This is a genomic window from Herbaspirillum sp. Her4 (genome assembly GCF_057961335.1).
In genome coordinates this window covers 2,367,520-2,393,025 of record NZ_CM176330.1, presented here as the reverse complement: position 1 = coordinate 2,393,025, position 25,506 = coordinate 2,367,520, and the positions used below count along the sequence as shown (strand labels likewise).

Annotated in this window: 22 protein-coding genes; 5 read left to right on the top strand and 17 right to left on the bottom strand. The window is 64.2% G+C overall.

What is annotated here, in order from left to right; genetic code table 11:
* Positions 1-106 precede the first annotated feature (106 nt).
* The 9 genes from ACWFUC_RS10830 to ACWFUC_RS10790 all read right to left on the bottom strand — a co-directional run bounded on the left by ACWFUC_RS10830 (position 107) and on the right by ACWFUC_RS10790 (position 8,827).
* A complete protein-coding gene (locus ACWFUC_RS10830) occupies positions 107-1,312 on the bottom strand; it encodes a patatin-like phospholipase family protein (RefSeq protein WP_034339323.1) in 1,206 nt (401 codons plus the stop codon).
* A 60-nt stretch (positions 1,313-1,372) separates the two neighbouring features.
* Positions 1,373-2,131, bottom strand: coding sequence for an SDR family NAD(P)-dependent oxidoreductase (locus ACWFUC_RS10825; protein WP_259434349.1), 759 nt, complete (start codon positions 2,129-2,131; stop codon positions 1,373-1,375).
* A gap of 205 nt (positions 2,132-2,336) precedes the next feature.
* Positions 2,337-4,376, bottom strand: coding sequence for a sodium-translocating pyrophosphatase (locus ACWFUC_RS10820; protein ID WP_489625534.1), 2,040 nt, complete (start codon positions 4,374-4,376; stop codon positions 2,337-2,339).
* Between the two features lie 272 nt (positions 4,377-4,648).
* Positions 4,649-5,305 (bottom strand): adenylate kinase, encoded by a 657-nt coding sequence (gene adk / locus ACWFUC_RS10815; RefSeq protein ID WP_034339334.1) that lies wholly within the window; start codon positions 5,303-5,305, stop codon positions 4,649-4,651.
* A 283-nt stretch (positions 5,306-5,588) separates the two neighbouring features.
* Positions 5,589-6,404 (bottom strand): 3-deoxy-manno-octulosonate cytidylyltransferase, encoded by an 816-nt coding sequence (kdsB, locus tag ACWFUC_RS10810; protein ID WP_134221618.1) that lies wholly within the window; start codon positions 6,402-6,404, stop codon positions 5,589-5,591.
* Between the two features lie 56 nt (positions 6,405-6,460).
* Positions 6,461-6,649, bottom strand: a complete 189-nt coding sequence (locus ACWFUC_RS10805; RefSeq protein WP_034339340.1) for a Trm112 family protein — start codon at positions 6,647-6,649, stop codon at positions 6,461-6,463.
* A complete protein-coding gene (gene lpxK, locus ACWFUC_RS10800) occupies positions 6,630-7,658 on the bottom strand; it encodes a tetraacyldisaccharide 4'-kinase (protein WP_489624881.1) in 1,029 nt (342 codons plus the stop codon). Before lpxK ends, ACWFUC_RS10805 begins: the two co-directional genes overlap by 20 nt.
* A 113-nt stretch (positions 7,659-7,771) precedes the next feature.
* Complete coding sequence (locus tag ACWFUC_RS10795; protein ID WP_034339343.1) at positions 7,772-8,200, bottom strand: ExbD/TolR family protein; 429 nt, start codon at positions 8,198-8,200, stop codon at positions 7,772-7,774.
* Between the two features lie 21 nt (positions 8,201-8,221).
* Positions 8,222-8,827 (bottom strand): MotA/TolQ/ExbB proton channel family protein, encoded by a 606-nt coding sequence (locus ACWFUC_RS10790; protein ID WP_034339345.1) that lies wholly within the window; start codon positions 8,825-8,827, stop codon positions 8,222-8,224.
* 225 nt (positions 8,828-9,052) lie between these two features.
* Between ACWFUC_RS10790 and xseA the strand changes: the two genes are divergently transcribed.
* From xseA to ACWFUC_RS10775, 3 genes are all read left to right on the top strand, one after another.
* The gene (xseA, locus tag ACWFUC_RS10785; protein ID WP_489625533.1) at positions 9,053-10,405 is read left to right on the top strand and encodes an exodeoxyribonuclease VII large subunit; all 1,353 of its coding nucleotides are present in this window, start codon (positions 9,053-9,055) and stop codon (positions 10,403-10,405) included.
* Between the two features lie 337 nt (positions 10,406-10,742).
* A complete protein-coding gene (sodB, locus tag ACWFUC_RS10780; RefSeq protein ID WP_034339352.1) occupies positions 10,743-11,321 on the top strand; it encodes a superoxide dismutase [Fe] in 579 nt (192 codons plus the stop codon).
* Positions 11,322-11,480: 159 nt separating this feature from the next.
* Positions 11,481-11,867 (top strand): OsmC family protein, encoded by a 387-nt coding sequence (locus ACWFUC_RS10775; RefSeq protein WP_088755225.1) that lies wholly within the window; start codon positions 11,481-11,483, stop codon positions 11,865-11,867.
* Here the strand turns inward: ACWFUC_RS10775 and ACWFUC_RS10770 are convergent.
* The 4 genes from ACWFUC_RS10770 to ACWFUC_RS10755 form a co-directional block, all read right to left on the bottom strand.
* A complete protein-coding gene (locus ACWFUC_RS10770; protein WP_134221615.1) occupies positions 11,849-12,772 on the bottom strand; it encodes a DedA family protein/thiosulfate sulfurtransferase GlpE in 924 nt (307 codons plus the stop codon). The genes ACWFUC_RS10775 and ACWFUC_RS10770 overlap by 19 nt on opposite strands.
* Positions 12,773-12,988: 216 nt before the next feature.
* Positions 12,989-14,344, bottom strand: a complete 1,356-nt coding sequence (locus tag ACWFUC_RS10765; protein ID WP_489624880.1) for an MFS transporter — start codon at positions 14,342-14,344, stop codon at positions 12,989-12,991.
* A gap of 113 nt (positions 14,345-14,457) precedes the next feature.
* Positions 14,458-15,837 (bottom strand): glucarate dehydratase, encoded by a 1,380-nt coding sequence (gudD, locus tag ACWFUC_RS10760; protein WP_489624879.1) that lies wholly within the window; start codon positions 15,835-15,837, stop codon positions 14,458-14,460.
* Positions 15,838-16,002: 165 nt separating this feature from the next.
* Complete coding sequence (locus ACWFUC_RS10755; RefSeq protein ID WP_121044057.1) at positions 16,003-17,073, bottom strand: LacI family DNA-binding transcriptional regulator; 1,071 nt, start codon at positions 17,071-17,073, stop codon at positions 16,003-16,005.
* 342 nt (positions 17,074-17,415) lie between these two features.
* Here ACWFUC_RS10755 and dkgB point away from each other — a divergent pair, with 342 nt between their 5' ends.
* Positions 17,416-18,225 carry a 2,5-didehydrogluconate reductase DkgB gene (gene dkgB, locus ACWFUC_RS10750; protein ID WP_489624878.1) on the top strand — a complete coding sequence of 270 codons (810 nt, stop codon included), beginning with the start codon at positions 17,416-17,418 and terminating at the stop codon, positions 18,223-18,225.
* Positions 18,226-18,260: 35 nt separating this feature from the next.
* On the opposite strand, the gene ACWFUC_RS10745 is transcribed toward dkgB, so the two are convergent.
* The 4 genes from ACWFUC_RS10745 to ACWFUC_RS10730 form a co-directional block, all read right to left on the bottom strand.
* Positions 18,261-19,565, bottom strand: a complete 1,305-nt coding sequence (locus ACWFUC_RS10745) for a S1C family serine protease (RefSeq protein WP_489624877.1) — start codon at positions 19,563-19,565, stop codon at positions 18,261-18,263.
* Between the two features lie 277 nt (positions 19,566-19,842).
* Positions 19,843-21,138, bottom strand: coding sequence for an MFS transporter (locus ACWFUC_RS10740; protein WP_252697659.1), 1,296 nt, complete (start codon positions 21,136-21,138; stop codon positions 19,843-19,845).
* A 103-nt stretch (positions 21,139-21,241) separates the two neighbouring features.
* Positions 21,242-21,679, bottom strand: a complete 438-nt coding sequence (locus tag ACWFUC_RS10735) for a MarR family winged helix-turn-helix transcriptional regulator (RefSeq protein WP_034339376.1) — start codon at positions 21,677-21,679, stop codon at positions 21,242-21,244.
* A gap of 220 nt (positions 21,680-21,899) precedes the next feature.
* A complete protein-coding gene (locus ACWFUC_RS10730; protein WP_489624876.1) occupies positions 21,900-22,646 on the bottom strand; it encodes a DUF2076 domain-containing protein in 747 nt (248 codons plus the stop codon).
* 522 nt (positions 22,647-23,168) lie between these two features.
* On the opposite strand from ACWFUC_RS10730, the gene ACWFUC_RS10725 reads away from it, so the two are divergent.
* The gene (locus tag ACWFUC_RS10725; protein ID WP_489624875.1) at positions 23,169-25,445 is read left to right on the top strand and encodes an NADP-dependent malic enzyme; all 2,277 of its coding nucleotides are present in this window, start codon (positions 23,169-23,171) and stop codon (positions 25,443-25,445) included.
* Positions 25,446-25,506: the final 61 nt, after the last annotated feature.

Genomic DNA, 25,506 nt, shown 5'->3' with positions numbered 1-25,506 from the left:
TCTGTTAATTGCAATTTTGTCAATGAATGGCAACAGCACTCGGTAGATTAACGCGTTGCTTTCGGCTAGGCAACCACGGCAGGCCAGGAACTTGACCGGCAGCAAATCAGGCAGAGGCTTGGAGCAGCTGGGCGGTATCCGGTTCAAAAAAGGCCAGCACCTCCTCGCGCTTGGCGTAGGTATCACTTTCGCCCAGGGCGATCAGCTCGCGTGTGAAGCTTTGTTCAAACAGCAGATAGGACGCCAGTGCCGAGCCGCGCGCCTCGGTGGCCCCGATGCCACCCAGCATGGTGCGGATCGGGCGCGGCAGACTGCCGACGTGGCGGCTGGCGATGCTGTCGATGCGCTGCGAGGGCGAGATCACCAGGGTACGGATGGGTTTCAGGGGCGTATGCCGGCGCTGCTCCTCGTTCAGGACCGACAAGGTCTGGTTGACCCGGTTGATGCGCTCGATGTCGGCCGACAAGCCGTCGAGGAAAATGCCCGACATCGCATGTCCGGCCACCTGCGCCAGGCTGGGGTAATGCGGCGTATTGGTCGGGGCCTGCTCGCCCTTCTCGCCCATGCGTCCGGCACCGATGATGAGGACCTTGGTGGCACCGAGGTGGATGGCCGGGGAAATCGGGGCGATCTGGCGCATCGAGCCATCGCCGCAATACTCGCAGCGGCCGTCGATGTACACCGGAATGGCCGGAAAGATGAAGGGAATGGCAGAAGAGGCCAGCAGGTGATCGATGCCGATCTGATCCCGCATGGCCAGGCGCTGGGTGCGCCGCCACGGTTCGATCTCTTGCGCACACTGGTAGAAGGTGATGTGCTGGCCGCTGGTGTAGGACGAGGCAGTCACCGCCAGCGCATGCAACTGTCCTTCGGCCAGGGCAGCATCCAGCCGTGGCAGGTCCAGCAGGCGATGCAGCATGCTCACCAGCGGGGTGTTGTCCAGCAGGGAATTGGGCGGATTGGCGCGCCACTTGCGCAGCAGCCAGCCGAAGGAAAACAGCGACAGCCAGCGCGCCCCCGAGCGGATCACGCCCAGCGAATCGGCGCGGTACACCTGCTCCACCTGGAAATTGCTCCACACCGCCATCAGCTCGCGCACGGCTTCGCCGAAGTCGTCCGCCCGGCAGGCCAGGGCGGTGCCGTTGATGGCCCCGGCCGAGGTGCCGCAGATGATGGGGAAGGGATTGCTGTGTACCGGCCAGCCGGCTTCGAGCAGGATCATCGAGAGGGCGTTGAGCACACCCACCTGGTAAGCCGCCCGTGCGCCACCGCCGGTCAGGATCAAGCCTGTTTTGTGTTCCATGGTCTCCATGAGGGGAGCTTATCAGTAGCCCCCTCACCGTGGACAAGAGAATTGGCAGGCAAATGCCGTCTATTTGGGCTGCATGCGGATGGCACCATCGAGGCGGATGGTCTCGCCGTTCAACATCACGTTCTCGATGATGGTGCGGGCCAGCTGTGCATATTCGGTGGCACGGCCCAGGCGCGGCGGGAAAGGGACGGCCTGCCCCAGCGAATCGCGCACTTCCTGCGGCATGGCCAGCATCATGGGGGTCTCGAAGATACCCGGGGCGATGGTCATGACGCGGATGCCGCTGCGCGAGAGATCGCGCGCCATCGGCAGGGTCATGGCAACGATGGCCCCCTTGGAAGCCGAATAGGCCGTCTGGCCGATCTGGCCATCGTAGGCGGCCACCGAGGCGGTGTGGATGATGATGCCGCGCTCGCCCTCTTCCTGCGCCTCGGTCTTGGCCATGGCATCGGCCGCAAAGCGGGCCATGTTGAAGCTGCCGACCAGGTTGATGTTGAGCGTCTTCATGAACAGCGCCATGCTGTGCGGGCCGTTCTTGCCGACCAGCTTCTCGGCCGGGGCGATGCCGGCGCAATTGACCAGTCCGCGCAGGCTGCCGGCCGCTTGCGCGGCACGCACCACGGCCTGGGCATCGTCTTCCGAACTGACATCGCAGCGCACGAAGACGCCGCCCAGTTCGCGGGCCAGCGCACTGCCAGCCTCCTCGTTGAGATCGGCCAGCACCGGCTTGCCACCAGCGGCGGCGATCATGCGGGCAGTGGCCGCACCCAGACCGGATGCTGCGCCGGTGACGATGAATACATTTCCTTCGATACGCATGGAGTCTCCTGTTTTTTCTCTGCGCGCAGCCAGGCGGATGGCCTGGCCGGCGAGCCAATGATGATGGGATACATCAGGGGGCATTATTTGACGAATCGGCCAGCCTGGCAATGCAGGCTTTCCCTTCGCGGTGCGGGGATTATGCGCAGGTCGCCGCACGGCAGACTATCCGTGCGGCGACAATCAGGGCTGCAGTCAGATCGGGTCAGGACACCGTCGGCAGCAAGGGCACCAGCAGCAGCGCCACGATGTTGATGATCTTGATGAGCGGATTGACCGCCGGCCCGGCCGTATCCTTGTATGGATCGCCCACGGTGTCGCCCGTGACGGCGGCCTTGTGGGCATCCGATCCCTTGCCGCCATGGTGGCCGTCCTCGATGTATTTCTTGGCGTTGTCCCAGGCGCCGCCGCCGGTGGTCATCGAGATGGCCACGAAGAGCCCGGTGACGATGGTCCCCATCAGGAGCCCCCCGAGCGCCGACGGCCCCAGCAGCAACCCGACCAGGATCGGCACGATCACCGGCAGCAGCGACGGCAGGATCATTTCCCGGATGGCCGACGAGGTCAGCATGTCCACCGCGCGGTCATATTCGGGACGCCCGCTGCCGTCCATGATGCCGGCGATGTCGCGGAACTGGCGACGCACTTCCACCACCACTGCACCGGCCGCGCGTCCCACCGCTTCCATCGCCATGGCACCGAACAGATAAGGAATCAGCCCGCCGATGAAGAGCCCGATGATCACCGCCGGGCTGGACAAGTCGAAGCTGGCGGTCTTGCCCACGGACTCCAGCGCATGCGTGTAATCGGCAAACAGCACCAGTGCGGCCAGTCCTGCCGAGCCGATCGCATAGCCCTTGGTGACCGCCTTGGTGGTATTGCCCACGGCATCGAGCGGATCGGTGATGGCGCGCACCGAATCGGGCAAACCCGACATCTCTGCGATACCGCCCGCGTTGTCGGTGATGGGCCCATAGGCATCCAGCGCCACCACGATACCGGCCATGGACAGCATGGAAGTCGCCGCAATCGCAATGCCGTACAAGCCTGCCAGCCAGTACGACGCCAGGATCGCCGCGCACACCGCCAGCACGGGATAGGCGGTGGACTTCATCGACACCCCGAGACCGGCGATGATATTGGTGCCATGCCCGGTGGTGGAGGCTTCGGCGATATGGCGCACCGGCTTGAAGTCGGTGCCGGTGTAGTACTCGGTGATATAGACCATGAGACCGGTGAGCACGATGCCCACCACGGCCGCGCCCATCAGCGGCACGCGCAGTTCAGGCGGCAACAGCAGCCAGGTGACCGCCGCAAAGCCGACCAGCGACAGGCCGGCCGACCACCACAGGCCGGTATAGAGCGCCGACATGATCTTCTTGCCCGGCTGCGCCTTGACCATCGCGCAACCGACGATGGAAGCCAGGATCGACACCCCGCCCAGCGCCAGCGGATAGAGCACCGCCAAGGTTTCCAGACCCTTGAGCATGAGGCTGCCCAGGAGCATGGTCGCCACCAGCGTGACGACATAGGTCTCGAACAGGTCGGCGGCCATGCCGGCGCAATCGCCCACGTTGTCCCCGACGTTGTCGGCGATGACCGCAGGATTGCGCGGATCATCCTCCGGAATGCCGGCCTCGACCTTGCCCACCAGGTCGGCCCCGACGTCCGCGCCCTTGGTGAAGATGCCCCCGCCCAGCCGCGCAAAGATAGAGATGAGGGATGCCCCGAAAGCCAGTCCGATCAAGGGCTGGATGGCATCGTGCAGGCTGGCGGCGCGCCCCTGTCCATAGACATAGAGGATCCAGAAGAACAGCGATACCCCCAGCAATCCCAGCCCCACCACCAGCATCCCGGTGATCGCCCCGCCCCGGAACGCCACGCCCAGCGCCTCGTTCATGCCGCGCGTGGCAGCCTGTGCAGTACGCACATTGGCACGCACGGACACGTTCATCCCGATGAAACCGCAGGCGCCGGACAGCACCGCCCCCAGCAGGAAGCCGATGGCGGTCAGCCATCCCAAACCGGGAATGAGCGCAATGAGGATCAGCAGCACTACCCCCACCATGGCGATGGTGCGGTACTGCCGCGCCAGATAGGCCGCCGCGCCCTGCTGAATGGCCAGGGCGATTTCCTGCATGCGGGGGTTGCCGGGGTCCTGCTTGAGAATCCAGCTCCGAGAAACCAGGCCATAGATCACCGCGACCATGCCGCAGGCAATGGCAAACCACAGGGCAAGTGCCATCATCGTCTCCTTTGTTATCACGACTCATCAACAATCACGAACATCCGCCGCGCCGTCCGGGTGCTGCTGTTCCGGTTCGTCGCGGCCGATACTGCGCCTGCAAATTGCGTCGCCCTTTTTTATTGGAGTTGTTGTGCCTTGCCGGGCCGCCGGTGCCACGCCCTCGGGCGGGCGTCACTGCCGGTGATCGGTTTACTTAGTTTTTGCTGACTGTCGAGCCAATGGCCTCCAGCGCGACAGCATAAAAAAAGCGGACCGAAGTCCGCTTCACTTTACTCCGCCAGGGCGGCAAATGCACGATCCCTGATTTCTTCCACCGGACCGACGCCGGCGATCTTGCGATACTTCGGCGCACCCGGCTGGCCCGACTTGGCCCAATCACCGTAGTAGCCCACCAGCACTTCAGTCTGCTCGTGATACACGGCCAGACGCTTCTTGACGGTTTCTTCCTTGTCGTCGTCACGCTGGATCAGCGCCTCGCCGGTCAGGTCATCCTTGCCTTCGACCTTGGGCGGGTTGAACTTGACGTGATAGGTGCGGCCCGAACCCGGGTGCACGCGGCGACCGCTCATGCGCTCGACGATGGCGCTGTCGGGCACGTCGATTTCCAGCACGTAGTCGATGGCCACGCCGGCTTCCTTCATCGCATCGGCCTGGCGCGTGGTGCGCGGGAAGCCGTCGAAGAGGTAGCCATTGGCACAGTCAGCCTGTTTCAGGCGATCCTTGACCAGGCCAATGATGATGTCGTCGGAAACCAGACCGCCCGCATCCATCACCTTCTTGGCAGCGATGCCAAGCTCGGTGCCCGCAGCCACGGCCGCGCGCAGCATGTCGCCGGTGGAGATCTGCGGAATGTTGAATTTTTCCTTGATAAAAGTGGCTTGCGTGCCTTTACCGGCACCAGGCGCTCCTAAAAGGATGAGGCGCATGTCGTTTCCTAAATTGAGGGTTTCTGAATATGAATGCTTGAATTCTTTTGCGACGTGATGGCAGAGGATCGCTACCATCTGGACGGTTATGCAGCTTGTTTGCGCGCCGTTTGCATCAGCTCTGGGACGAAACTTACCACAAAATCTTACCGAACCATGACAAACGCCTGATTTTTAAGCAGTCTCCGGACTCTGATTGTGTCGTGTCAGCTTGACATGGAACTTACAGCAGGCCGATCCGGCCGGCCTTGCGGCGGATCATGCCTGCCACGCAGACGAGAGATCAGAGCGCGGAGATGGTCTGCACCAGCGGGCTGTCCGGCGGCGCCTCGAAATGCTTGCGCACGCGCAACAGGTCTTCGGGGGTATCCACCCCGGCTTCGGGCACCATCGAGGTCACGTGCACGGCAATGGCGTGGCCATGCCACAGCACGCGCAATTGCTCCAGCGCCTCGATGCGTTCCAGCGGGGCCGGGGCCAGGGTCGGGTAGAGCTGCAGGAAACGGTTGCTGTAGGCATACAGGCCGATATGGCGCAGCGGCACGTATTCATTGGCGTGATCGGGACCGCTGGCGTCGGGCAGCGACTCACGCGACCTGGCAAAGGCATCGCGATGCCACGGAATCGTGGCGCGCGAGAAATACATGGCGCAGCCGTCCTTGTTGAGCACTACCTTGACCACGTTGGGATTGAAGGCATCCTCGGCAGTCCCGATGGCGTGCGCGGCCGTGGCCATGGGTACGCCGTCCTTGATGTGGGCGGCGGTGGCAGCAATCAGGCCCGGATCGATCAGGGGTTCATCGCCCTGCACGTTGACCACCACCTCATCCTCGGTGAGCCCCAGCGCGGCGGCCACTTCGGCGATGCGGTCGGTGCCGGAGGGGTGATCGGCGCGGGTCATGGCCACTTCGATGCCATGCTGCTCGCAGGCGGCGTGGATGTCGTGGTGGTCGGTGGCCACGATGATGCGGGTGGCCCCGGACAGCGCGGCCCGCTCGGCCACGCGCACGATCATGGGCTTGCCGCCGAGGTCGGCCAGCGGCTTGTTGGGCAGGCGCGTGGAAGCCAGGCGCGCAGGGATGATGACGGTAAAGGTCATGGAATCAACCGCAGCAGGAAGGCAGAAATCAGGAATCAAGAGACCGGGGACTCGCGTCAGGCCGCAGGCGCTGCCGGCACAGCCGTCAGTTCGCGCGCTTCATCGGCCCACATGATGGGGATGCCATCGCGGATGGGATAAGCCAGCTTGTCTGCCTTGCAGATCAGTTCCTGGGCTTTTTTGTCATAGTCCAGCGGGCCCTTGCAGATGGGGCAAACCAGGATATCAAGCAGTCGGGCGTTCACGGAGTTTCTCCACTATATGTTCAGCCAGCGCGCCGTCAATGCGCGCCGAGACAGGCACGACCCAGATGCGCGGGTCGTTTCGGATGGCCTTGATAGCCCTGCATTTTACTGCATCCTTTTCCGTGATCAGGATGACATCGGCCGCAAGGCCTGCAAAAGGATCAATGGCGAAATCAAAATGGTCGGGCAAGGGATGGCGCGCAAAGGACAGACCCGCCGCTTCCAGCGTCGCAAAAAACCGCCCGGGATTGCCAATCCCCGCCACCGCCGCCAGCCTCACGCCACCCTCGCCCATCCGTTCCAGCGGCTTGTGCGCAGCGGGCGGGGCCAGTTGCACGGCCTGGTCCGCCTGCAGCCGCATGGCATGCGCGCCGCCGGATGCGCTGCCCTGCGCGCCGACATTGACCACCGAGAAATCCCGTCGGCGCGAAGCCGGCTCCCGCAGCGGTCCGGCCGGCAGCAGCCAGCCGTTGCCGACACCGCGCGCATCGGACAGCACGATCTCGATGTCGCGCGCCAGCGCGTAATGCTGCAAGCCATCGTCGGAAATGATCACATCCACCTCCGGATGCGCCGCCAGCAAGGCGCGCCCGGCCTCGGCCCGGCGCCGTCCGACCACCAGCGGCACGCCGGTGCGCTGGACGATCAGCAAGGGTTCGTCCCCCACCTGGGCCGCCGCCGCATCGGCCGTGACCTCCAGCGTCTGCCCGGCACCGCCGCCATAGCCGCGCGAAATCACGCCCGGACGCAGGCCAGCCGCACGCAAGGCCTCGATGAGCCAGATCGCAAACGGGGTCTTGCCGGTGCCGCCGACGAAGACGTTGCCCACCACGATCACCGGCACCGGCAGCCGTTCGGCGCGCTTGATGCCCAGCGCGAAGAGCGCGCGGCGCAGCGCCGCCAGTGCGCCGAAGAGCAGCGACAGGGGCCACAGCAGGCAGGCCAGCGGACCGCGCTGTTGCCAGGCGCGGGTCAGGATGGCTTCGGCAGTGGGCCTGGATTCGGCCATTTTCGGGTTCCAGTGAATAAAAAAAACGCGGGCCAGGCGGGACCTGGCCGGCGCGCCATCGCTGCTGGATGACATGAAGCTATTGGCAAATTTTCAGTGCGGGTCGCGGCCGGCTACTTGCTGCTCGACTGCGCCGCGAAGGTCAGCTTGGGATAACCCGCCATGCGTGCCGCCTCCATCACGTTGACCACGGTCTGGTGCGTGGCCAGCGCGTCGGCATTGATGATGATGACCGGATCAGCCTTGCTGCCGCTGCTGCGCACCGCAGCCTGCATCTCTTCCGACAGCCCCTGCGCATCGCGCGCGGCGATGCGCTTGTTGTTGATGGCGTAGCGGCCATTGGCGTCGATGGCGATGTTGATCTCAAAGGGCTGTTCCAGCGCCTTCTGGGCATCGGCCGTGGGCAACGTGACCTGCAGGGCGGTGAACTTGCTGTAGGTGGTGGTCACCATCAGGAAGATCACGATCACCAGCAGCACGTCGATGAAGGGGATCAGGTTGATCTCCAGGTCTTCGCGGGGACGGCCCTTGCGGAAGTTCATGCGGTTCTCCGTCGTCCAAGATCAGCGGCGTACATCGTGGACGATGTCCACGAACTTGACGGCCTGCTGCTCCATGTCGACCACGAAGCCATCGACCTGGGCGCGGAAGTGGCGATAGAACACCAGCGCCGGCATGGCAATGGCCAGGCCGAAACCCGTGTTGTAGAGCGCAATGGAGATACCGTGCGCCAGCTGCGCCGGATTGGTTCCGGCCGCATTCTGCGAGGCAAAGATCTCGATCATCCCGACCACCGTACCAAAGAGGCCCATGAGCGGCGCCAGCGAAGCGATCGTGCCCAGCGTGGTCAGGAAGCGTTCCAGACGATGCGCGGCGGCCTGGCCGGCCTCTTCGATGGCTTCCTTCATCACTTCGCGCGGGGCATCGACGTTGCGCAGTCCGGCGGCCAGTACTTGGCCCAGCGGGGAATTCTGTTCCAGCTTGTCGATGACGTCCTCGTTGACGCGACCGCTCTGGTAGACCCGGACCACTTCGCCCAGCAGGTCCGGCGGCAGGATGCGCGCGCGGCGCAGGTAGGCCAGTCTTTCGATGACCAGCGCCAGGCCGATGATGGAAGCGATCAGCAAAGGCCAGATCGGCCAGCCGGCGGCGAGGATGATGGCGAGCAAAACGTACTCCTAAGAAATGCGGATGAGCGGTGAATCTGGTGCAGCCGGCGGTCCTCTCCGGCACGCCCGTTTCTGCGGTGCAGAATGTAGCCGGTTGCGCGCGGCTCGGCAAGCGCAGCCGGCTTGGCTTTACAATGCGGCATTGTATCGCCCCTGGAGTCCCTGCGTCCCATGCCTGCCGACAAGTTCCCGCCCTTCCCCGCTGCCCGCCCGCGTCCGGAGGCCATGCCGGCCGCCGCCACTACCGACGGCGGCCCGCCCATCCTGACCGTCTCCGGCCTGAACCAGGCGGTGGCACGCATGCTGGAGCGCAATTTCCCGCTGATCTGGGTCAAGGGCGAGATTTCCAATTTCACCCGAGCCGCCTCCGGCCACTGGTATTTCAACCTCAAGGATGACGGGGCCCAGGTGCGTGCGGTCATGTTCAAGGGCCGCGCGCAATACGCCGGCTTCATGCCGCGCGAAGGCGACAAGGTCGAAGTGCGCACCCTGGTGACGCTCTACGCGCCGCGCGGCGATTACCAGCTCAACGTGGAAGCCATCCGCCGCTCCGGCGTGGGCGACCTCTACGCCGCCTTCGTGCAACTGAAGGAAAGGCTGGAACGCGAAGGCCTGTTCGACCGCGACCGCAAGCGCCCCCTGCCGGGCTTCCCGCGCCGCATCGGCATCGTCACCAGCCCGCAGGCCGCCGCCTTGCGCGATGTGCTGACCACCCTGCGCCGCCGCGCCCCGCATGTGGAAGTGATCCTCTACCCCACGCCCGTGCAGGGCGAAGGCTCGGCCCAGCGCATCGCCAATGCCATCCGTATCGCCTCCGCGCGCGCCGAATGCGATGTGCTGCTGGTGTGCCGTGGCGGCGGCAGCATCGAGGACCTGTGGTCCTTCAATGAAGAAGTGGTGGCGCGCGCCATCGTGGAGACCAGCATGCCGGTGATTTCCGGTGTCGGCCATGAAACCGATTTCACCATCGCAGACTTCGCCGCCGACCTGCGTGCTCCCACCCCCACGGCGGCCGCCGAGCTGGCCGCCACCGCCCGCGAGGACTGGCTGGCTGAACTGCGCGGCCACGCCAATGACCTCACGCGCGCCCTGCGCCGCAACCTGACCGAAAAAGCGCAGACCGTGGACTGGCTCTCGCGCCGCCTGGTCAACCCGAGTGCGTATATACAGCATGAGCGCGTCAAACTGGCCGCGCTGCAAACCCGGCTCGCCCACGCCACCCGCGTGCCGCTGACCCGCATGCGCCATCGCCTGCAGCAACTCGCCACCCATCTGTCGCACCAGATTCCCGACACTGCCCACTCCCGGCGCGACCTGCTGGACCTGACGCGACGCCTGCAAGGAGCGCAGGCCGCACGGCAGTTGCGCCAGCGGCAGGCGCTGGCGGGGCTGAGTACGCAGCTCGAACTACTCAATCCGCAGCGCACGCTGGAGCGCGGCTACGCCATCGTCAGCGATCGCCAGGGCCGTGTATTGCACGCCCCGGCCGAGCTGGCCGCGCGCAGTGAGGTCACCATCCGCCTGGCCGAAGGCAGTGCCGAGGTCGGCATTGCCAGCGTGCAGCCACGGCTGGATTGAGGCAATGCTGTCGCCCTGCTTGACAGCTGTGGCAGACTTTTTTGGCATAAGCATTTTCCGGCGCAATACAGCGCAGCGCGCCGTATTACGGGTGGGACCATCGGAAGCCAGTGCGCGGATGAGCTGGAACGTCTTGCGGGGACTGGCATCTACGGTCTTGCCTGCGCTGGCGACCAGCGTCTCCCATTGGGAACCATTCGCATTGCCGCACTGGAGGCCGATGCGCAACTGACGCGCGCCAGATTTGACCGAGTGCAAAGAATTGTCTTCCGCTTTAGAATCGCAGGTTCGGAAAAGACCCCTTCGTAGCAAACCAACAAGACTGAAAGGATTCATCATGGCACATACCCTTCCGGCACTGCCTTACGATCTGGACGCGCTGGCGCCCACGATTTCCAAGGAAACCCTGGAATATCACTATGGCAAGCACCATCAGACCTATGTGACCAACCTGAACAACCTGATCCCGGGTACCGAATTCGAACACCTGTCCCTGGAAGAGATCATCAAGAAATCCTCCGGCGGCATCTTCAACAACGCTGCCCAGGTGTGGAACCACACCTTCTACTGGAACGGCCTGACCCCGAAGGGCCAAGGCGCTCCGAGCGGCGCGCTGGCTGACGCCATCAATGCCAAGTGGGGTTCCTTCGACGCCTTCAAGGCCGAGTTCACCAAGCAAGGCCTGGCCAACTTCGGTTCTGGCTGGACCTGGCTGGTCAAGAAGGCTGACGGTTCCCTGGACATCGTCAACACCACCGGCGCCGGCACCCCGCTGACCACTGACAGCAAGCCGCTGCTGACCGTGGACGTGTGGGAACACGCGTATTACATCGACTACCGCAATGCACGCGCCAAGTACGTCGAGAACTACTGGGGCATCATCAACTGGGACTTCGTGGCCAAGAACTTCGCTTGATCACCCAGCCTCCCGGCAAGAAAAAACCACGCGCGAGCGTGGTTTTTTTTCGTCCGTATTTCGTCTTGGGAGGGATGCTTCGCGCAGGAAAATACAAGATCGCGCAGCCGGCCTGTGCCACAATCGCCCATCCCCTCACCTCACCGAATGGAGACCCGCATGGCCCACGTCACCCTGCACAACGCCGCCGGCTACGCCCAGGACATCAAGGCGCGCATCCACCAGCTCAAGTCCGACGAACCCGAGAGCAATGGTGGCAAGGACACCGGTCCGGCCCCCTATGAATTGCTGCTGGCCGCGCTGGCCTCCTGCACCTCGCTCACGTTGCGCATGTACGCCGACCGCAAGGGCTGGGACCTGGGCAGCATCTCGGTGGACGCCCACTTCGGGCGAGACGACAGCGGACTGGAAACCATCACCCGCAAGATCAGCTTCGGCAATGCCCTGTCGCAAGAACAGCTCACGCGCCTGGCCGAGATCTGCGAAAAGACCCCGGTCACCAAGACCATCCGCCAGGGCACCGCGATTCAGACATCGATGGCGTAACCTGCGGCGCGCCAGGCATCGATGCCGCCCGTGAGCGGCCGCACGCGCGTGTAGCCGCGCCGCATCAGCTGGCGCGCCACCATGGCCGCCGAGGCCTCGTTGGGACAGGCGCAATACACCACCACCTCACCCTCGACGGGGCCATCGAAGACGAAGGTCTGGATTTCCTGGTTGGAAATCGTGACCGCACCCGGAATGCGGCCATCCTGCTGCGACAGCGGCGAACGCACATCGATGATGGTGGGCGCATTGCCCTCTTCGAGCATGGTATTCAATTCATCCACTGAAATACGCGCCATCTCCAGCGACTTGCGGAAACGCCGGCGCTGCCACCACTTGTTGGCCACGAAGGCTGCCAGCGCCACGGCAATCATGAGCATGCCGTAATGGCCCAATTGCGCCAGCACATTGAGCAGGTCATCCACGGCCGAGCTGAAGAGCGAACCGAGGAAAATCCCCAGTCCCGCCCACAGGGCGCTGCCCGCCGCATCCCACAGCAGGAAGCTGATGCGGCGTGTGCCCATGGTGCCGGAGAGCGCACTGGCAATCGAGGCGAAGCCCGGAATGAACTTGGCCAGCAAGAGCGAACGCGCGCCCCAGCGCAGGTAGATCGATTCGGTCTGGCGCACACAGGAGTCCGGCGAGAGCGAAATACGGCACAGGCGCGACATGATCTGGCGGCCGTAGCGGCGGCCGGCGAGATACCAGCAATAGTCGGCAATGAGTGCCGCACTCACCGCCAGCAGCAGCAACAGCGCCGGCGAGTAGCGTCCGGTCGCCGAGAGCGCACCGGTGATGATCAGCGTGGGATAGGCCGGCACCGGCGCGCCCAGTTGCTCGACCAGCACGTTGACGAAAACGAGGATCAGACCGTATTGCTCGATCAGGTGGTAGAGGGTGTCCATGGACGGGCTGCCTTGATGTCTCGCCGCCTGGGAGGCGGCGACTGTTCCGCCGTGATGGCGGTGTGCAGGCTGCCATTATAGGCGTGTGGCCGGCCCCTCTGCTTGGACAAAACCGGCGCGCTCCACCCGCGTAAAAATGCGCCCGGCGCACCGTGAGATCACGGGCGGGCGGACGCAAACGAGGAAGACCTCGGAGAAATCAATCGCGCGCCGTGCTCACACCGCGTGCTTGGCCACCGGTTCTGTGCGGCCTTCAGCCGAGCCGCCGCCGTCCTGCACCGACGGCCGGGTCCGTGCCAGAAATACCAGCACCGCCGCCACCAGCGAGGCCCCCGACAATGCGTACAGTCCGCCCTGAATGGAACCGGTCTTCTGCTCCAGGTAGCCGAAGGTAGCCGGTGCGAAGAAGCCGCCCAGGTTACCCAGCGAATTGATCAGCGCCAGCACCGCTGCCGCAATGCGCGCGTCCAGATAAGCCTGCGGAATGGGCCAGAACAAGGACGAAGCGGCCTTGAAACCGATGCCCGCAAAGCACACCGCCACGAAGCCGATCACGGGACCGGCCGAAGCCGAGACCGCCATGCCGATGGCCGAAATCACCAGTGTGGTCGCCACCCAGAACTGCGGCTTCTTGTAGCGCGCGGCCAGCACGGCAAAGACATACATCGCCGCAATCGCCACGATCCACGGAATCGAGTTGAACAGGCCGACCTGGAAATCATTGAAGTGGCCCATCTTCTTGATGATGGTCGGCAGCCAGAAGGTGGCGCCATAGATGGTCAGCTGGATGGCGAAATAGATCAGGCAGAACAGCACGATCTGCGGATCACGCAACAAGGTCAGCGCCGAAACGTGCGCTGGACGATTGGCGGCACGCTGCTCCTGTTCGGCCGCGATGACCGTAGCCAGCGCCTCGCGTTGTTCCGGCGAGAGCCACTTGGCATCGCGCGGCGTGGAGTCCAGCACCTTCCACACCACCACGCAGAACAGCATCGACGCACCGCCCTCGATGATGAACATCCATTGCCAGCCATGCAGTCCGCCACCTTCAATCAGCAGCAGCGCACCGGTGATCGGACCGGAGAGAATCGAAGCAATTGCCGACCCCGACAGGAACACCGCCATCGCCCGGCCACGCTCATGGTTGGGCAGCCATTGCGTGAAGTAATACACCACGCCCGGAAAGAAACCGGCCTCGGTCACGCCCAGCAAAAAGCGCATGAAATAAAAGCTGGTCTCGCTGTGCACGAAGGCCATGCAAGCCGCCACCAGGCCCCAGGTGAACATGATGCGCGTGAGCCAGGCGCGGGCCCCATAGCGTTGCAGCAGCATGTTGGAAGGGACTTCGAAGATGGCATAGCCGACGAAGAACAGCCCCGCGCCCAAACCAAAGGCCGCTGCGCCGATGCCGAGATCGGTCGCGAGATGACTGCGCACGAAACCGATGTTGACGCGGTCGATGTAGTTGATGATGAACATGGCCACGAACAGCGGCAGGATGCGCCACTTGATCTTGCTCACCGCCGAGGTGAGGACCTGGTTCGCTGCGGGGGAGGACTGGGATGGATTCACGGGTTGTCTCCTCGTATGAGCCCGTACTGCCGGTTGATGAAAGAAAGTGCAGGCCGCCGACGCGTCGATCGCGCTCTTCTCGCAGCCTCGTCAAAACAGATGAAGACCCTTGCTCAACGCACCAGGCAAGGTTTCTTGGGATCGAATTTCCAGCCAGGGATCAGGTATTGCATGGCCACCGCATCATCGCGCGCGCCCAGCCCCATGTTGCGGTAGGTCTGGTGCGCCGCCTCGACCTGTTCCATATCCAGCTCCACGCCCAGCCCCGGCTTGGCCGGCACCTTGACCTTGCCGCCGACGATCTGCAGGGGTTCACGCGTGAGACGCTGGCCGTCCTGCCAGATCCAGTGGGTATCGATGGCGGTGATCTTGCCGGGTGCGGCCGCGGCCACGTGAGTGAACATGGCCAGGGAAATATCGAAGTGGTTGTTCGAATGCGAACCCCAGGTCAGGCCCCATTCATGGCACATCTGCGCGACACGCACCGAGCCCTGCATGGTCCAGAAATGCGGATCGGCCAGCGGGATATCCACCGATTGCAGCGAGATCGCATGCCCCATCTGGCGCCAATCGGTCGCTACCATGTTGGTAGCGGTCTGCAGGCCGGTAGCACGGCGGAATTCTGCCATCACCTCGCGGCCCGAGTAGCCGTCTTCAGCACCACAGGGATCTTCCGCATAGGCCAGCACATCATGCTGGTCGCGGCACAGGCGAATGGCATCCTTGAGCAGCCAGCCGCCATTCGGATCGAGCGTGATGCGTGCCTTGGGGAAGCGCTCGGCCAGGGCGGTGACGGCGGCGATCTCCTCCTCGCCGCGCATCACGCCCCCCTTGAGCTTGAAGTCATTGAAGCCGTAACGCGCATAGGCCGCCTCGGCCAGGCGCACCACCGCCTCCGGCGTGAGCGCGGCTTCGTGGCGCAGGCGCAGCCAGTCATCGTCCGCATCCGCCGCGGCCAGATACGGCAGGTCAGTCTTGCGGCGATCGGCCACGTAGAACAGATACCCCAGCATCTCCACCTCATCGCGCTGCTGGCCCTCGCCCAGCAAGGCCGCCACCGGCACGTCGAGGAACTTGCCCAGCAGGTCCAGCAGGGCCGCCTCCAGCGCGGTCACGGCATGGATGGCGATGCGCAGGTCAAAGGTCTGCAGGCCGCGTCCACCCACATCGCGATCCGCAAAGGCGGTACGCGCACGATTGAGGATGGCCTGCACATTGCCGATGGACTGGCCCACCACCAGCGAGCGCGCATCGTCGAGCGTCTGGCGGATACCCTCCCCGCCCGGCACTTCGCCCACGCCGGTGTTGCCGGCACTGTCGGTGAGGATGACGATATTGCGCGTGAAATACGGACCATGCGCCCCCGAGAGGTTCAAGAGCATGCTGTCATGCCCGGCCACCGGGATGACGCGCATGTCGGTCACGCGCGGCGCGCCCTTGTGCTGGGATGGCGACGATGTCGGGGACGATGCGAAAGCTGGGTTCTGGGTCATGGCGGGTTTTCTCCGGAAACGGAAACGATCAGACTGCAAATTGGTAGCGGTACCAAATTTGAATAGAATGCATGGTAGCGGTACCAATTTTGACTGTCAATGGGGAAGTGTTGATTGCCTCAAGGCATCAGCACATCAGGAAGGATGAGGCGCTTCGGCGAAAACTCAGGCGCTGTCGCGCGCGATGATGGAGAAGCCGACATCGACAATACGCTCGCTGACCTCGCTGCCCGAGGCGCGCTCGATGATGAAGCGCGCGGCGCGCTGCCCGATGCCGGTGCCATCGATGCGCACCGTGGTCAGACGCGGCTGCAGGTCGCGCGAGAATTCCAGATCGCCGAAACCGACCACGGCCAGTTGGCCGGGAATGGCGATGCCGCGGCTCTGCGCTTCGATCATCACGCCCAGCGCCAGCAGGTCGGAGCTGCAGAAGATGGCATCCAGATCAGGCTGCGCCTGCAGCAGTTCGGCCAAGCCTTGGCGGCCTTGCCCCAGCGTCGTCGGGGCGACGACGTGATACATGGGAACCTCTCCCCTGCCCTGCTGCATGCCCAGCGCCGCGCACTCCTGCGCGAAGGCATTCATGCGCCGCTGGCTGCGCTCATCGCGTCCGCCCACCACGGCCACCTTGCGGCGTCCGCGCGCATGCAGGTAGCGCGCCACCTCACGGCCGATGGCTTCGTGCGAGAAGCCCACCAGCATGTCGATGGGGGTCGGTGTCAGGTCCCAGGTTTCCACCACCGGGATACCGCTGGCCAGCAGCCGCTTGCGCGCTTCTGCCGAACGCATGATGCCGGTCAGCACCACGCCATCGGGACGGCGCCCGATGATGGCTTCCAGCAGCGCATCTTCGCGCGAATTCTCGTAGCCGCTCTGGCCCAGCATGACCTGGTAGCCGGCCGCAGCCAGCGTTTCGGTCAGGGTATGGACGATTTCCTGGAACACCGGACCGATGACGGTCGGCACCACCACCGCCACCAGCCGGCTCTTGTTGGAGGCCAGTCCGCCGGCCAGCAGGTTGGGCACGTAACCGGTTTTCTCGACCGCCTCACGCACCTTCTGCAAGACCTTGGGCGAGACTGCCGACGGTGTATTGAGCGCACGCGATGCAGTGATCGGTGCCACGCCCGCCAGCTGCGCCACGTCGCGCAGCGTGATGCCACCGGCGCTCTTGCGGGCAGCACGGCGGCGCGGTTCGGCGCTGTCGTCGTCGCGCTCGGCACTGGTGATTTGCATCGGAGAATCTGGAGGAGGCATACGCTTTTCGGACATGGCGGCATTCTAGCATTGCGGCTGGTAGCGTTACCAATGCGACAAGCTGTGCGTCGGGTTTGGCAGTTGCCTCGGATACCGTCTCGGCAGAACGCAGGGAACGATGCGCATCGCCTCACCCGTCGCCGGGAAGTGCGAGGCAGACCGGCAAATGCCGCGCATGCATTATTGACTTGAATTCAACAATGATTTGTCCGTGCGGCACTTCAAGCGACAAAGGAATTGTCCGATACTCAATCGCTCTGATCCTGATCGCCCCGGCAGCACTGGCCTGCCGGGCATCATCATCAACGCAAAGGACAAGTCATGCACACCTCCACCCTCCCCACCCTGGGCCTGGGCACCTTCCGTCTCAAGGACCAGCAGGTCATCGATTCGATCCGCAACGGCCTGGACCTCGGCTATCGCCACATCGATACCGCGCAGATCTACGGCAACGAAGCCGAAGTCGGCCAAGCCATCGCCGAGAGCGGCGTGGCCCGCGATGATCTCTTCGTGACCACCAAGATCTGGACCGAGAACCTTGCCCGCGACAAGCTCCTCCCCAGCCTCAAGGAAAGCCTGCACAAGCTGCGCCTCGATCAGGTCGACCTGACGCTGATCCACTGGCCTTCCCCCCAGGATGAACTGCCGGTGGCCGACTACCTGCAGGCACTGGCGGAGGCCAAGGCACAGGGGCTCACGCGCCTGATCGGCATTTCCAACTTCACCATCGCGCACATGGAGCAGGCCATCGCCGCCGTCGGTGCGGAAGCCATTGCCACCAATCAGGTCGAGATCCATCCCTTCCTGCAGAACCGCAAGGTGATCGATTTTGCCCGTGCCAAGGGCATCCACCTGACGGCCTACATGCCGCTGGCGTATGGCAAGGTGATGGAGGACGCGACGCTGCTGGAGATCGCCGCCCGCCATGGAGTGTCGGCCGCACAAGTGGCGCTGGCCTGGTCGCTGCAGCAGGGCTTTGCGGTGATCCCCTCCTCGACCCGACGCGAGAACCTGGCCGCCAATCTGCAGGCGCAACGGTTGACACTCTCCGAGGCGGAGATGCAGGCCATCGCTGCGCTCGACCGTGGCGAGCGGCTTGCCAATCCGGGATTTGCGCCGCAGTGGGATTGAACGCTGCTGCCCGCTGCGTGCAGCAGCAGAGCGGATCAGGGCTTGCGCTGATCGCGGTTCTGCAACTGCAATTGCAGGCGCTCGATGGCACTGCCGACCGGGATGAAGAAGTTCATCCCGGCCAGTCCCTTGGCCCCCAGCCCGGCCACGGTGATGCCGATCACCTGGCCTGACTTGTCCAGCAAGGGACCGCCGCTGCTGCCCGGCAGGATCGCCACATCGCTCTGCAGGAAATCCAGATCGCGCACCTTGCGCACGCCACTGAGGATGCCGCGCGTGAGCGTGGTATTGAAGGCATCGCCCAGCGGAGAACCCAGCGCATACACATCCTCGCCGATACCCGGCTCGCCCATGCGCAGCGGCATCGGCCGCACACCCGGCGCTTCGGTCTTCAGCAGCGCGATGTCACGCGCCGCATCCACCCGCACGACTTCAGCAAGCAGTTCTCTTCCGGTCGGCAGGCGCACCCGCACCGCGCGCGCCTGCCCGATCACATGCTGGTTGGTCAGCAGCCAGCCGGAACTGCCGATGTAGAAACCGGTACCGGAGCCGCGTTCGGTCAGCACCGTGACCACCGCCGAACGCAACTCCGGCATCACCCTGGCAATTTCGCCATTGCCCCGTTCGGCGGGCTGGTTGTCGATGGCCAGCGGGCTGCCTGCCGGCATGGCCTCCGGTGCGCGCGCAACGTCGCTGCCGGCACCGCCAATTGCAGCCGCGGCCACGCTGTCATAGGGCGATTGCAGCGCCAGCGCAAAGCGCGGATCGGCCAGCAGATTGCGGACCGCCGCGCCGAAGGCTTCCATCGGAATCGGCGGCACGCTGCCATCAAGACTGCGCTCACGCGAACGGAATACGCCTTCGCTCATGCCGCGATAGATCACCTTGCGCTGCTCCGGCGCGAACACCTGCCATTCCAGGCGGAGATAGGCCTCGCCGGTCCAGCTGTCGCCGCCCTTGGCGCAGAGATTGGTCTGAAACTGGCTGATGACCACGCCTACCTGGAGGTTGAAGTCGGCTGGCCGGGCGCGTTCCTGGGCAGCGTCTTGTTCCCGGAACAGCGGTTCGGCCGGGGACGCCGGCACCGGATAGCCATGCTGCTGCAGCTCGCTGCGAAAGCGCAGGAACAGCGCATTGGTCGGCAACATCACTTCGGCACTGTTCTGGTTCCAGACGATCTCGTTCCTGCGGGTACAGAACAGTCCGCCCTGCAGCTGCCCGATGATCTGGTTGCCCTGGCTGCCCTGCTCGAAGCGGCGCTGCGCACGTGCCAGGTAGGCGGGCCGTGCGGCGGCTTGCGGCGGCATCAGCAGCGGGGTCTTGTCTTCGACGGCGGGCATGAGGGCTTCGGCGGCCTGCACGCCACGCATCAGGGAGAGCGTGCAAGCGAGCAACGCGAGCTGAAGAGGCAGCCGCGCCAGACGGCGCGGCAGGAGTAGCCGGAGAGTCTTGTTCATCATCGAGCGAGGAAAATGGGCCAGCGCCCCGGCTGGCGAAAGAGCGCATTCTGGCATGCTGCCGACGGTCTCCGCGATTGTCCCAAATGCCCGATATAGGAAAAAAAGGCCAGCTTCCACAAGAAAGCTGGCCTTCTCCAAAAGACACAGGTGAAATGATTTACGCGCTGGCCGGTTGCGGCTGCGCTCCCGGATGTCCCTTGATGCGCAACACCAGCACCGCGCCGATCAGACAGGCCACGCCCATCATGATCGACGACAGCGTGTAGTTGCCCAGCGTCGCCCGCATGTAGCCGGCCACCGTGGTGGCAGTAGCGGCGCCGAGCTGGTGCCCGGCCACGATCCAGCCGAACACGATGGGCGCGGCCAGGCGGCCGAAGACGTCATTGGCCAGGCGCACGGTCGGCGGCACGGTGGCGATCCAGTCCAGGCCATAGAAGATGGCGAAGATGGCCAGTCCGTAATACTGCAAGCCAAATGCGTACGGCAGGAAGATCAGCGCCAGCCCGCGCAAGCCATAATACCAGAACAGCAGCACGCGCGGATTGTAGCGGTCCGAGAGCCAGCCCGAGAGCGTGGTACCGACCAGGTCCAGCATGCCCATGGCCGCCAGGATGGAAGCGCCTTTGACTTCATTGATGCCGTAGTCATTGCACATGGCGATGAACTGCGTGCCGATGTAGCCATTGGTGGAGAGCCCGCAGACGAAGAAGCTCATGAACAGCAGCCAGAAGTCCGGCATGCGCACCGACGTGCGCAACGCATCGAAGGCGATGGCCAACGGATTGCGCCTGGAGCGGCCATCATCGGCGGTCTCGCTGGTCTGGCCGAGCATCTTCTGGCCGATGGCCGCCGGGCCTTCCGGCAGCAGCAGCCACACCAGCGGAATGGCCAGCAGCGCCACCGCCGACACCAGGAAAGCCACCGAGCGCCAGCCGTAGCTGCCCACCATGGAGGCCATCAACGGCAGGAACACCATCTGCCCGGTAGCCGCACTGGCCGTCAGCAAGCCCATGGCCAGGCCGCGCCGGGTCTCGAACCAGCGGCTGACGATGGTGGCCCCCAGAGTGTTGGCCGCCACGCCGGTACCGGCACCGACCAGCAAACCCCACGACAGCAGCATGTGCCAGGGCATGTGCATGAGGGTCGACAGGGCCGTGCCGCTGGCCAGCAGCACCAGCGCCCCCAGCACCACGCGGCGGATGCCGAAGCGCTGCATGGCTGCCGCCGAGAATGGTCCGATCAGGCCATACAAGGCGATGTTGACCGAGATCACCACCGAGATGGTGGAGCGGTTCCAGCCGAACTCCTGTTCCAGCGGCAGGATCATCACCGAAGGCGTGGCGCGGATGCCGGCCGAACACAGCAGCACGAGGAAGATCACGCCCACCACCACCCAGGCATAGTGGAAGCGGGGCGTGACGGCGTTGGCCAGCGATTGGGTCAGTTTGTTCATGGCGATCCTGTCGGGAGGGCAGTGCGAGCTTGTTGGATGGGTGGGAGCGAATCGTCGGGTGAAGCAAGGTTCATTGCAGCTTCAAACCGGGCCTGCTGGCGCGTCAGGCGTCCTGCAGGCGGGCATAGGCATCTTCGATGAGGTCATTGAATTCGCGCGCGAGCTTGGGACCGAGACGGCGGTCGATCTCGTCCTGGGCACGCCGCCAGCGCGGCCGGGCTTCCTCCAGCTTGGCGCGGCCGGAGCGGGAGAGTTGCAGGGCGAAGGAGCGCTTGTCCAGCAGGGCATCGTCGGGCAGGTCGACGGTCTCGATCCAGCCGGCGGCCACCAGGGGTTTCAGGGTGCGGCTCAGGGTGCTGCGGTCCATGCCCATGTCCTGCGCCAGCACGATGTTGGCGATCGGTCCCTTGCGGCCGATGCGGCTCAACAACGAATACTGGGTGATGCTCAGTTCGCTGTCCTGCAGGTGATGGTCATAGATGATGGTGATCCTGCGGGTGAGACGACGCAGGGGGGCGCAGGTGCAGATGTCCTTGCTCATGGGGAATCCGGTTGGCGAGGGATGACAATCCGGCGTCAACGAGGCCGCGCCGGGGATCGCACAAAACAATGCATATGCATCGATGTATGCGCATCATAGGTAGCGTACTGCTTGAAGTCAAGCGAGATCAGGACATACCCACGACGCGGGAATGCGCCTACGGAAAAGCGGGGCGTAAAAAAAGCCTGCTCGCGCAGGCTTCTCAGAGGGGGATTGCGGCTTACACCAGGGTATCGTCGTATCCCCCGCCGTCATCCACATCGAAATTGCTCAGATCGGCAAGATCGCTGCTGCTGCCGGAGTCGCTGCCACTGTCATTGCTGGCGAAATCCGATTTGCGGTCCCCATCATTGCCGTAATAGTTGTTGACGGTAGTGTTCTCGATATTTTCCACCGGCGCGCTCAAGCCGTTCTGGTGCGCCAGTCCCGATCCGCTGTTGCCATTGAAGAGGTGCTCGATGCCTTGATACAGGAAGGCGCCACCGGCCACGCCCGCTGCGGTCGCCGCCACCGTGCCCAGCATGCTGCCCATGCCGCCGCCAAAGAACCCGGACGAAGGCGCTGCCGCCGGGGCTGCCTGATAGGCAGGCACGGCCTGCTGGGGTGCGGGATAAGGCTGTGCAGGGGCCGGCATATAAGCCGGGGCCGCAGGCTGCGGACGTGCCGAGGCTGCCGCGGGCGCGTTGCCCCAGGCGTTGCCATCGAGAAAGCCAGAACTCCGCGCGCCGCCTGCGGCATTGGCCTGCAACGACTGCACCTGATTCTGCAGGGCTGCCACCTGGGCCTTGGTCGCGTTGAGGGCCTGCTCCATCAACAAGGCCCGTTGCACCAGCAGATACGCCGCATCCGGCTGACGCGCCACCGCCGCCTGGATCATGGCATCGGCCTGGGCATCCTTGCTGATGCCCTGCACCTGCGTCAGTTGCTGGAGAAAATCCTGAAGGGCTTGGGTTTCTTGCGGACTCATGATGACGCTCCCAACGAAGATGAAAAATCAAAAAAACGATGAACACGATTGAATCGCGATTGAAACGCAGACTGTAGACACAACGCGTCCAACCGCTCCCACCGATGACTGGCATCAGACTCATCAGCAGGCTCAATGGCATTATGCGCGCGCCTTGCTTGCAGATTTGTGTCAACAATCGTCAACTTGGAAACAGCTTGTAACAGCCACCGGCGCCCCCTTGATATCAAACGGCATGGCCGCAAAAAACCCGAAGCGTGAATTTTTAGGTAATATCCCCCTCCCCGCACCCGTTCCGGCGGCCACAAGCCCGGAGCAGGCGGAGGCAGGCGCGGACTATCGGCCACCATCACTGGAGGCCGCTTTCCGTACCCCACTCCGGACCGACGAGAAACACCATCCTTCCCGATCGGCCCGCCGCATTCAAGACCAGGAAACCAGAACAGTACAAGCTGGCCGCAGCAACGCAAGTCGTTGCGCAGACCGCTTTTTCAAGACCGTTTTTCATCCCTCAACCAGACCATGACCCAACAAATTTCTGCCGCCGAGCAACTCCTGCGTGACGCCGCCCGCGAATACCACCGCACCCCGTCGCGCGGCAAGATCGAAGTCCGCCCCACCAAGCCGCTGTCGAACCAGCGCGACCTGTCGCTGGCCTATTCGCCGGGCGTGGCCTATCCCTGCCTGGACATCGAAGCCGACCCGCTGAAGGCCTTCGACTACACCTCGCGCGGCAACCTGGTGGCCGTCATCAGCAACGGCACCGCCGTGCTGGGCCTGGGCAACATCGGTCCGCTGGCCTCCAAGCCGGTGATGGAAGGCAAGGGCTGCCTGTTCAAGAAATTTGCCGGCGTCGACGTGTTCGACATCGAACTGGCCGAGAACGACCCGGACAAGCTGGTCGAGATCATCGCCGCACTGGAGCCGACCCTGGGCGGCATCAACCTGGAAGACATCAAGGCCCCGGAATGCTTCTACATCGAGCAGAAGCTCTCGGCCCGCATGAACATCCCGGTCTTCCACGATGACCAGCACGGTACCGCCATCATCTCCTCGGCTGCCCTGCTGAACGGCCTGGAACTGGTCGGCAAGGACATCGGCGCCGTCAAGATCGCCGTCTCCGGCGCGGGCGCAGCCGCCATCGCCTGCGTGGAAGTGATGATCGGCCTGGGGGTGAAGCGCGAGAACGTCTACATGGTCGACAGCAAGGGCGTCATCTATGAAGGCCGCCCCGGTGGCCTGGACGCCTCCAAGCAGCGCTACGCCATCAAGACCGAAGCGCGCACCCTGGCCGACGTGGTCAACGGTGCCGACGTCTTCCTGGGCTGCTCGGCCCCTGGCGTGCTGACCGCGGAGATGGTCAAGACCATGGCCGACAAGCCCATCATCCTGGCGCTGGCCAACCCGGAACCGGAAATCCGCCCCGAGCTGGCCAAGTCGGTCCGTCCGGACTGCATCATCGCCACCGGCCGTTCGGACTACCCGAACCAGGTCAACAACGTGCTGTGCTTCCCCTACATCTTCCGTGGCGCGCTGGACTGCGGTGCCACCAAGATCACCGAAGCCATGAAGCTGGCCTGCGTGCGCGAGATCGCCGACCTGGCCAAGGCCGAGACCAGCGCCGAAGTCAGCGCCGCCTACCCCGGCAAGGAACTGGTGTTTGGTGCCGACTACCTGATCCCGACCCCGTTCGATTCGCGCCTGATTCTGAAGATCGCCCCGGCCGTGGCCAAGGCGGCTGCCGAGTCCGGCGTGGCGACCCGTCCCATCAAGGACTACGCCGCCTACCGTGAAGAACTGACCCGCTTCATCTACCAGACCGGCATGTTCATGCAGCCCGTCTTCAACACCGCCAAGGTCGCGCCGCAACGCGTGGTCTACGCCGATGGCCAGGATGAGCGCGTGCTGCGCGCCGTGCAGTTCGTGGCCGACGAAGGCCTGGCCGCACCGATCCTGGTCGGCCAGCCCGCCGCCATCGAAGCCGGCATCAAGAAGGCTGGCCTGCGCATCAAGATCGGCCAGAACGTGCAAGTGATCGACCCGGCCAGCGACGCCCGCGTGGCGCAGTACGCCGCCCAGTACAAGGACGGCAGCGAAGCCGACGTGCGCGCCAGCGGCAGCCTGCTGGCGGCGCTGATGGTCAAGGCCGGTGACGCCGACGCCATGCTGTGCGGCCTGGATGGCAACTACGACGGCCACCTGGCCCATGTGGAAAAGGTGATTGGCCTCAAGGACGGCGCGCAGGAATTCGCCGCCCTGAATGCCGTGCTGCTGCCGGAACAGACGCTCTTCATCACCGACACCTACGTCAACGACACGCCGGACGCCGAGCAGCTGGCGCGCATCGCCAAGGCAGCCGCCGAAGAAGTGGCGCGCTTTGGTGTGCCGCCGAAGGTGGCCTTCCTGTCGCACTCCAACCATGGCAGCTCCTCGCGTCCCTCGGCCCGCAAGATGGCTGCCGCGCATGAAGCCTTCAAGAAGCTGGCACCGGAGGTCGAATCCGCCGGTGAACTGCACGGCGACGCCGCCCTGTCGGAAAAGATCCGCAACAATGCGGGCCTGGCCGACAGCGGCCTGACGGGTGCTGCCAACGTGCTGGTCTGCCCCAACCTGGATGCCGCCAACATTCTCTTCAACGTCTTGAAGACCAGCAGCGGCCAGGGCACCACCATCGGCCCCATCCTGCTGGGTACGGCCGCTCCCGTGCACGTGCTGACCCCGTCGAGCACCGTGCGCCGTGTCATCAACATGACCGCGCTGGCAGCGGCCAAGGCACAGGACGGCAAGTCCAAGGCCTGAGTCCCGCAGGTAGCATGAACAACGCCCCGCTGTCGTGAGACGGCGGGGCGTTTTGTTTTGG

Excerpts from the sequence above, each read along its gene's own strand:
- ACWFUC_RS10740 (WP_252697659.1), bottom strand. The coding sequence starts at position 21,138 with ATGAACAAACTGACCCAATCGCTGGCCAACGCCGTCACGCCCCGCTTC.
- ACWFUC_RS10755 (WP_121044057.1), bottom strand. The coding sequence starts at position 17,073 with ATGCAAATCACCAGTGCCGAGCGCGACGACGACAGCGCCGAACCGCGC.
- ACWFUC_RS10775 (WP_088755225.1), top strand. The coding sequence starts at position 11,481 with ATGGCCCACGTCACCCTGCACAACGCCGCCGGCTACGCCCAGGACATC.
- ACWFUC_RS10735 (WP_034339376.1), bottom strand. The coding sequence starts at position 21,679 with ATGAGCAAGGACATCTGCACCTGCGCCCCCCTGCGTCGTCTCACCCGC.
- sodB (WP_034339352.1), top strand. The coding sequence starts at position 10,743 with ATGGCACATACCCTTCCGGCACTGCCTTACGATCTGGACGCGCTGGCG.
- ACWFUC_RS10820 (WP_489625534.1), bottom strand. The coding sequence starts at position 4,376 with ATGGCACTTGCCCTGTGGTTTGCCATTGCCTGCGGCATGGTCGCGGTG.
- ACWFUC_RS10745 (WP_489624877.1), bottom strand. The coding sequence starts at position 19,565 with ATGCCCGCCGTCGAAGACAAGACCCCGCTGCTGATGCCGCCGCAAGCC.
- adk (WP_034339334.1), bottom strand. The coding sequence starts at position 5,305 with ATGCGCCTCATCCTTTTAGGAGCGCCTGGTGCCGGTAAAGGCACGCAA.
- ACWFUC_RS10730 (WP_489624876.1), bottom strand. The coding sequence starts at position 22,646 with ATGAGTCCGCAAGAAACCCAAGCCCTTCAGGATTTTCTCCAGCAACTG.
- gudD (WP_489624879.1), bottom strand. The coding sequence starts at position 15,837 with ATGACCCAGAACCCAGCTTTCGCATCGTCCCCGACATCGTCGCCATCC.
- kdsB (WP_134221618.1), bottom strand. The coding sequence starts at position 6,404 with ATGACCTTTACCGTCATCATCCCTGCGCGCCTGGCTTCCACGCGCCTG.
- dkgB (WP_489624878.1), top strand. The coding sequence starts at position 17,416 with ATGCACACCTCCACCCTCCCCACCCTGGGCCTGGGCACCTTCCGTCTC.
- ACWFUC_RS10825 (WP_259434349.1), bottom strand. The coding sequence starts at position 2,131 with ATGCGTATCGAAGGAAATGTATTCATCGTCACCGGCGCAGCATCCGGT.
- ACWFUC_RS10795 (WP_034339343.1), bottom strand. The coding sequence starts at position 8,200 with ATGAACTTCCGCAAGGGCCGTCCCCGCGAAGACCTGGAGATCAACCTG.
- xseA (WP_489625533.1), top strand. The coding sequence starts at position 9,053 with ATGCCGGCCGCCGCCACTACCGACGGCGGCCCGCCCATCCTGACCGTC.
- ACWFUC_RS10725 (WP_489624875.1), top strand. The coding sequence starts at position 23,169 with ATGACCCAACAAATTTCTGCCGCCGAGCAACTCCTGCGTGACGCCGCC.
- ACWFUC_RS10830 (WP_034339323.1), bottom strand. The coding sequence starts at position 1,312 with ATGGAGACCATGGAACACAAAACAGGCTTGATCCTGACCGGCGGTGGC.
- ACWFUC_RS10770 (WP_134221615.1), bottom strand. The coding sequence starts at position 12,772 with ATGGACACCCTCTACCACCTGATCGAGCAATACGGTCTGATCCTCGTT.
- lpxK (WP_489624881.1), bottom strand. The coding sequence starts at position 7,658 with ATGGCCGAATCCAGGCCCACTGCCGAAGCCATCCTGACCCGCGCCTGG.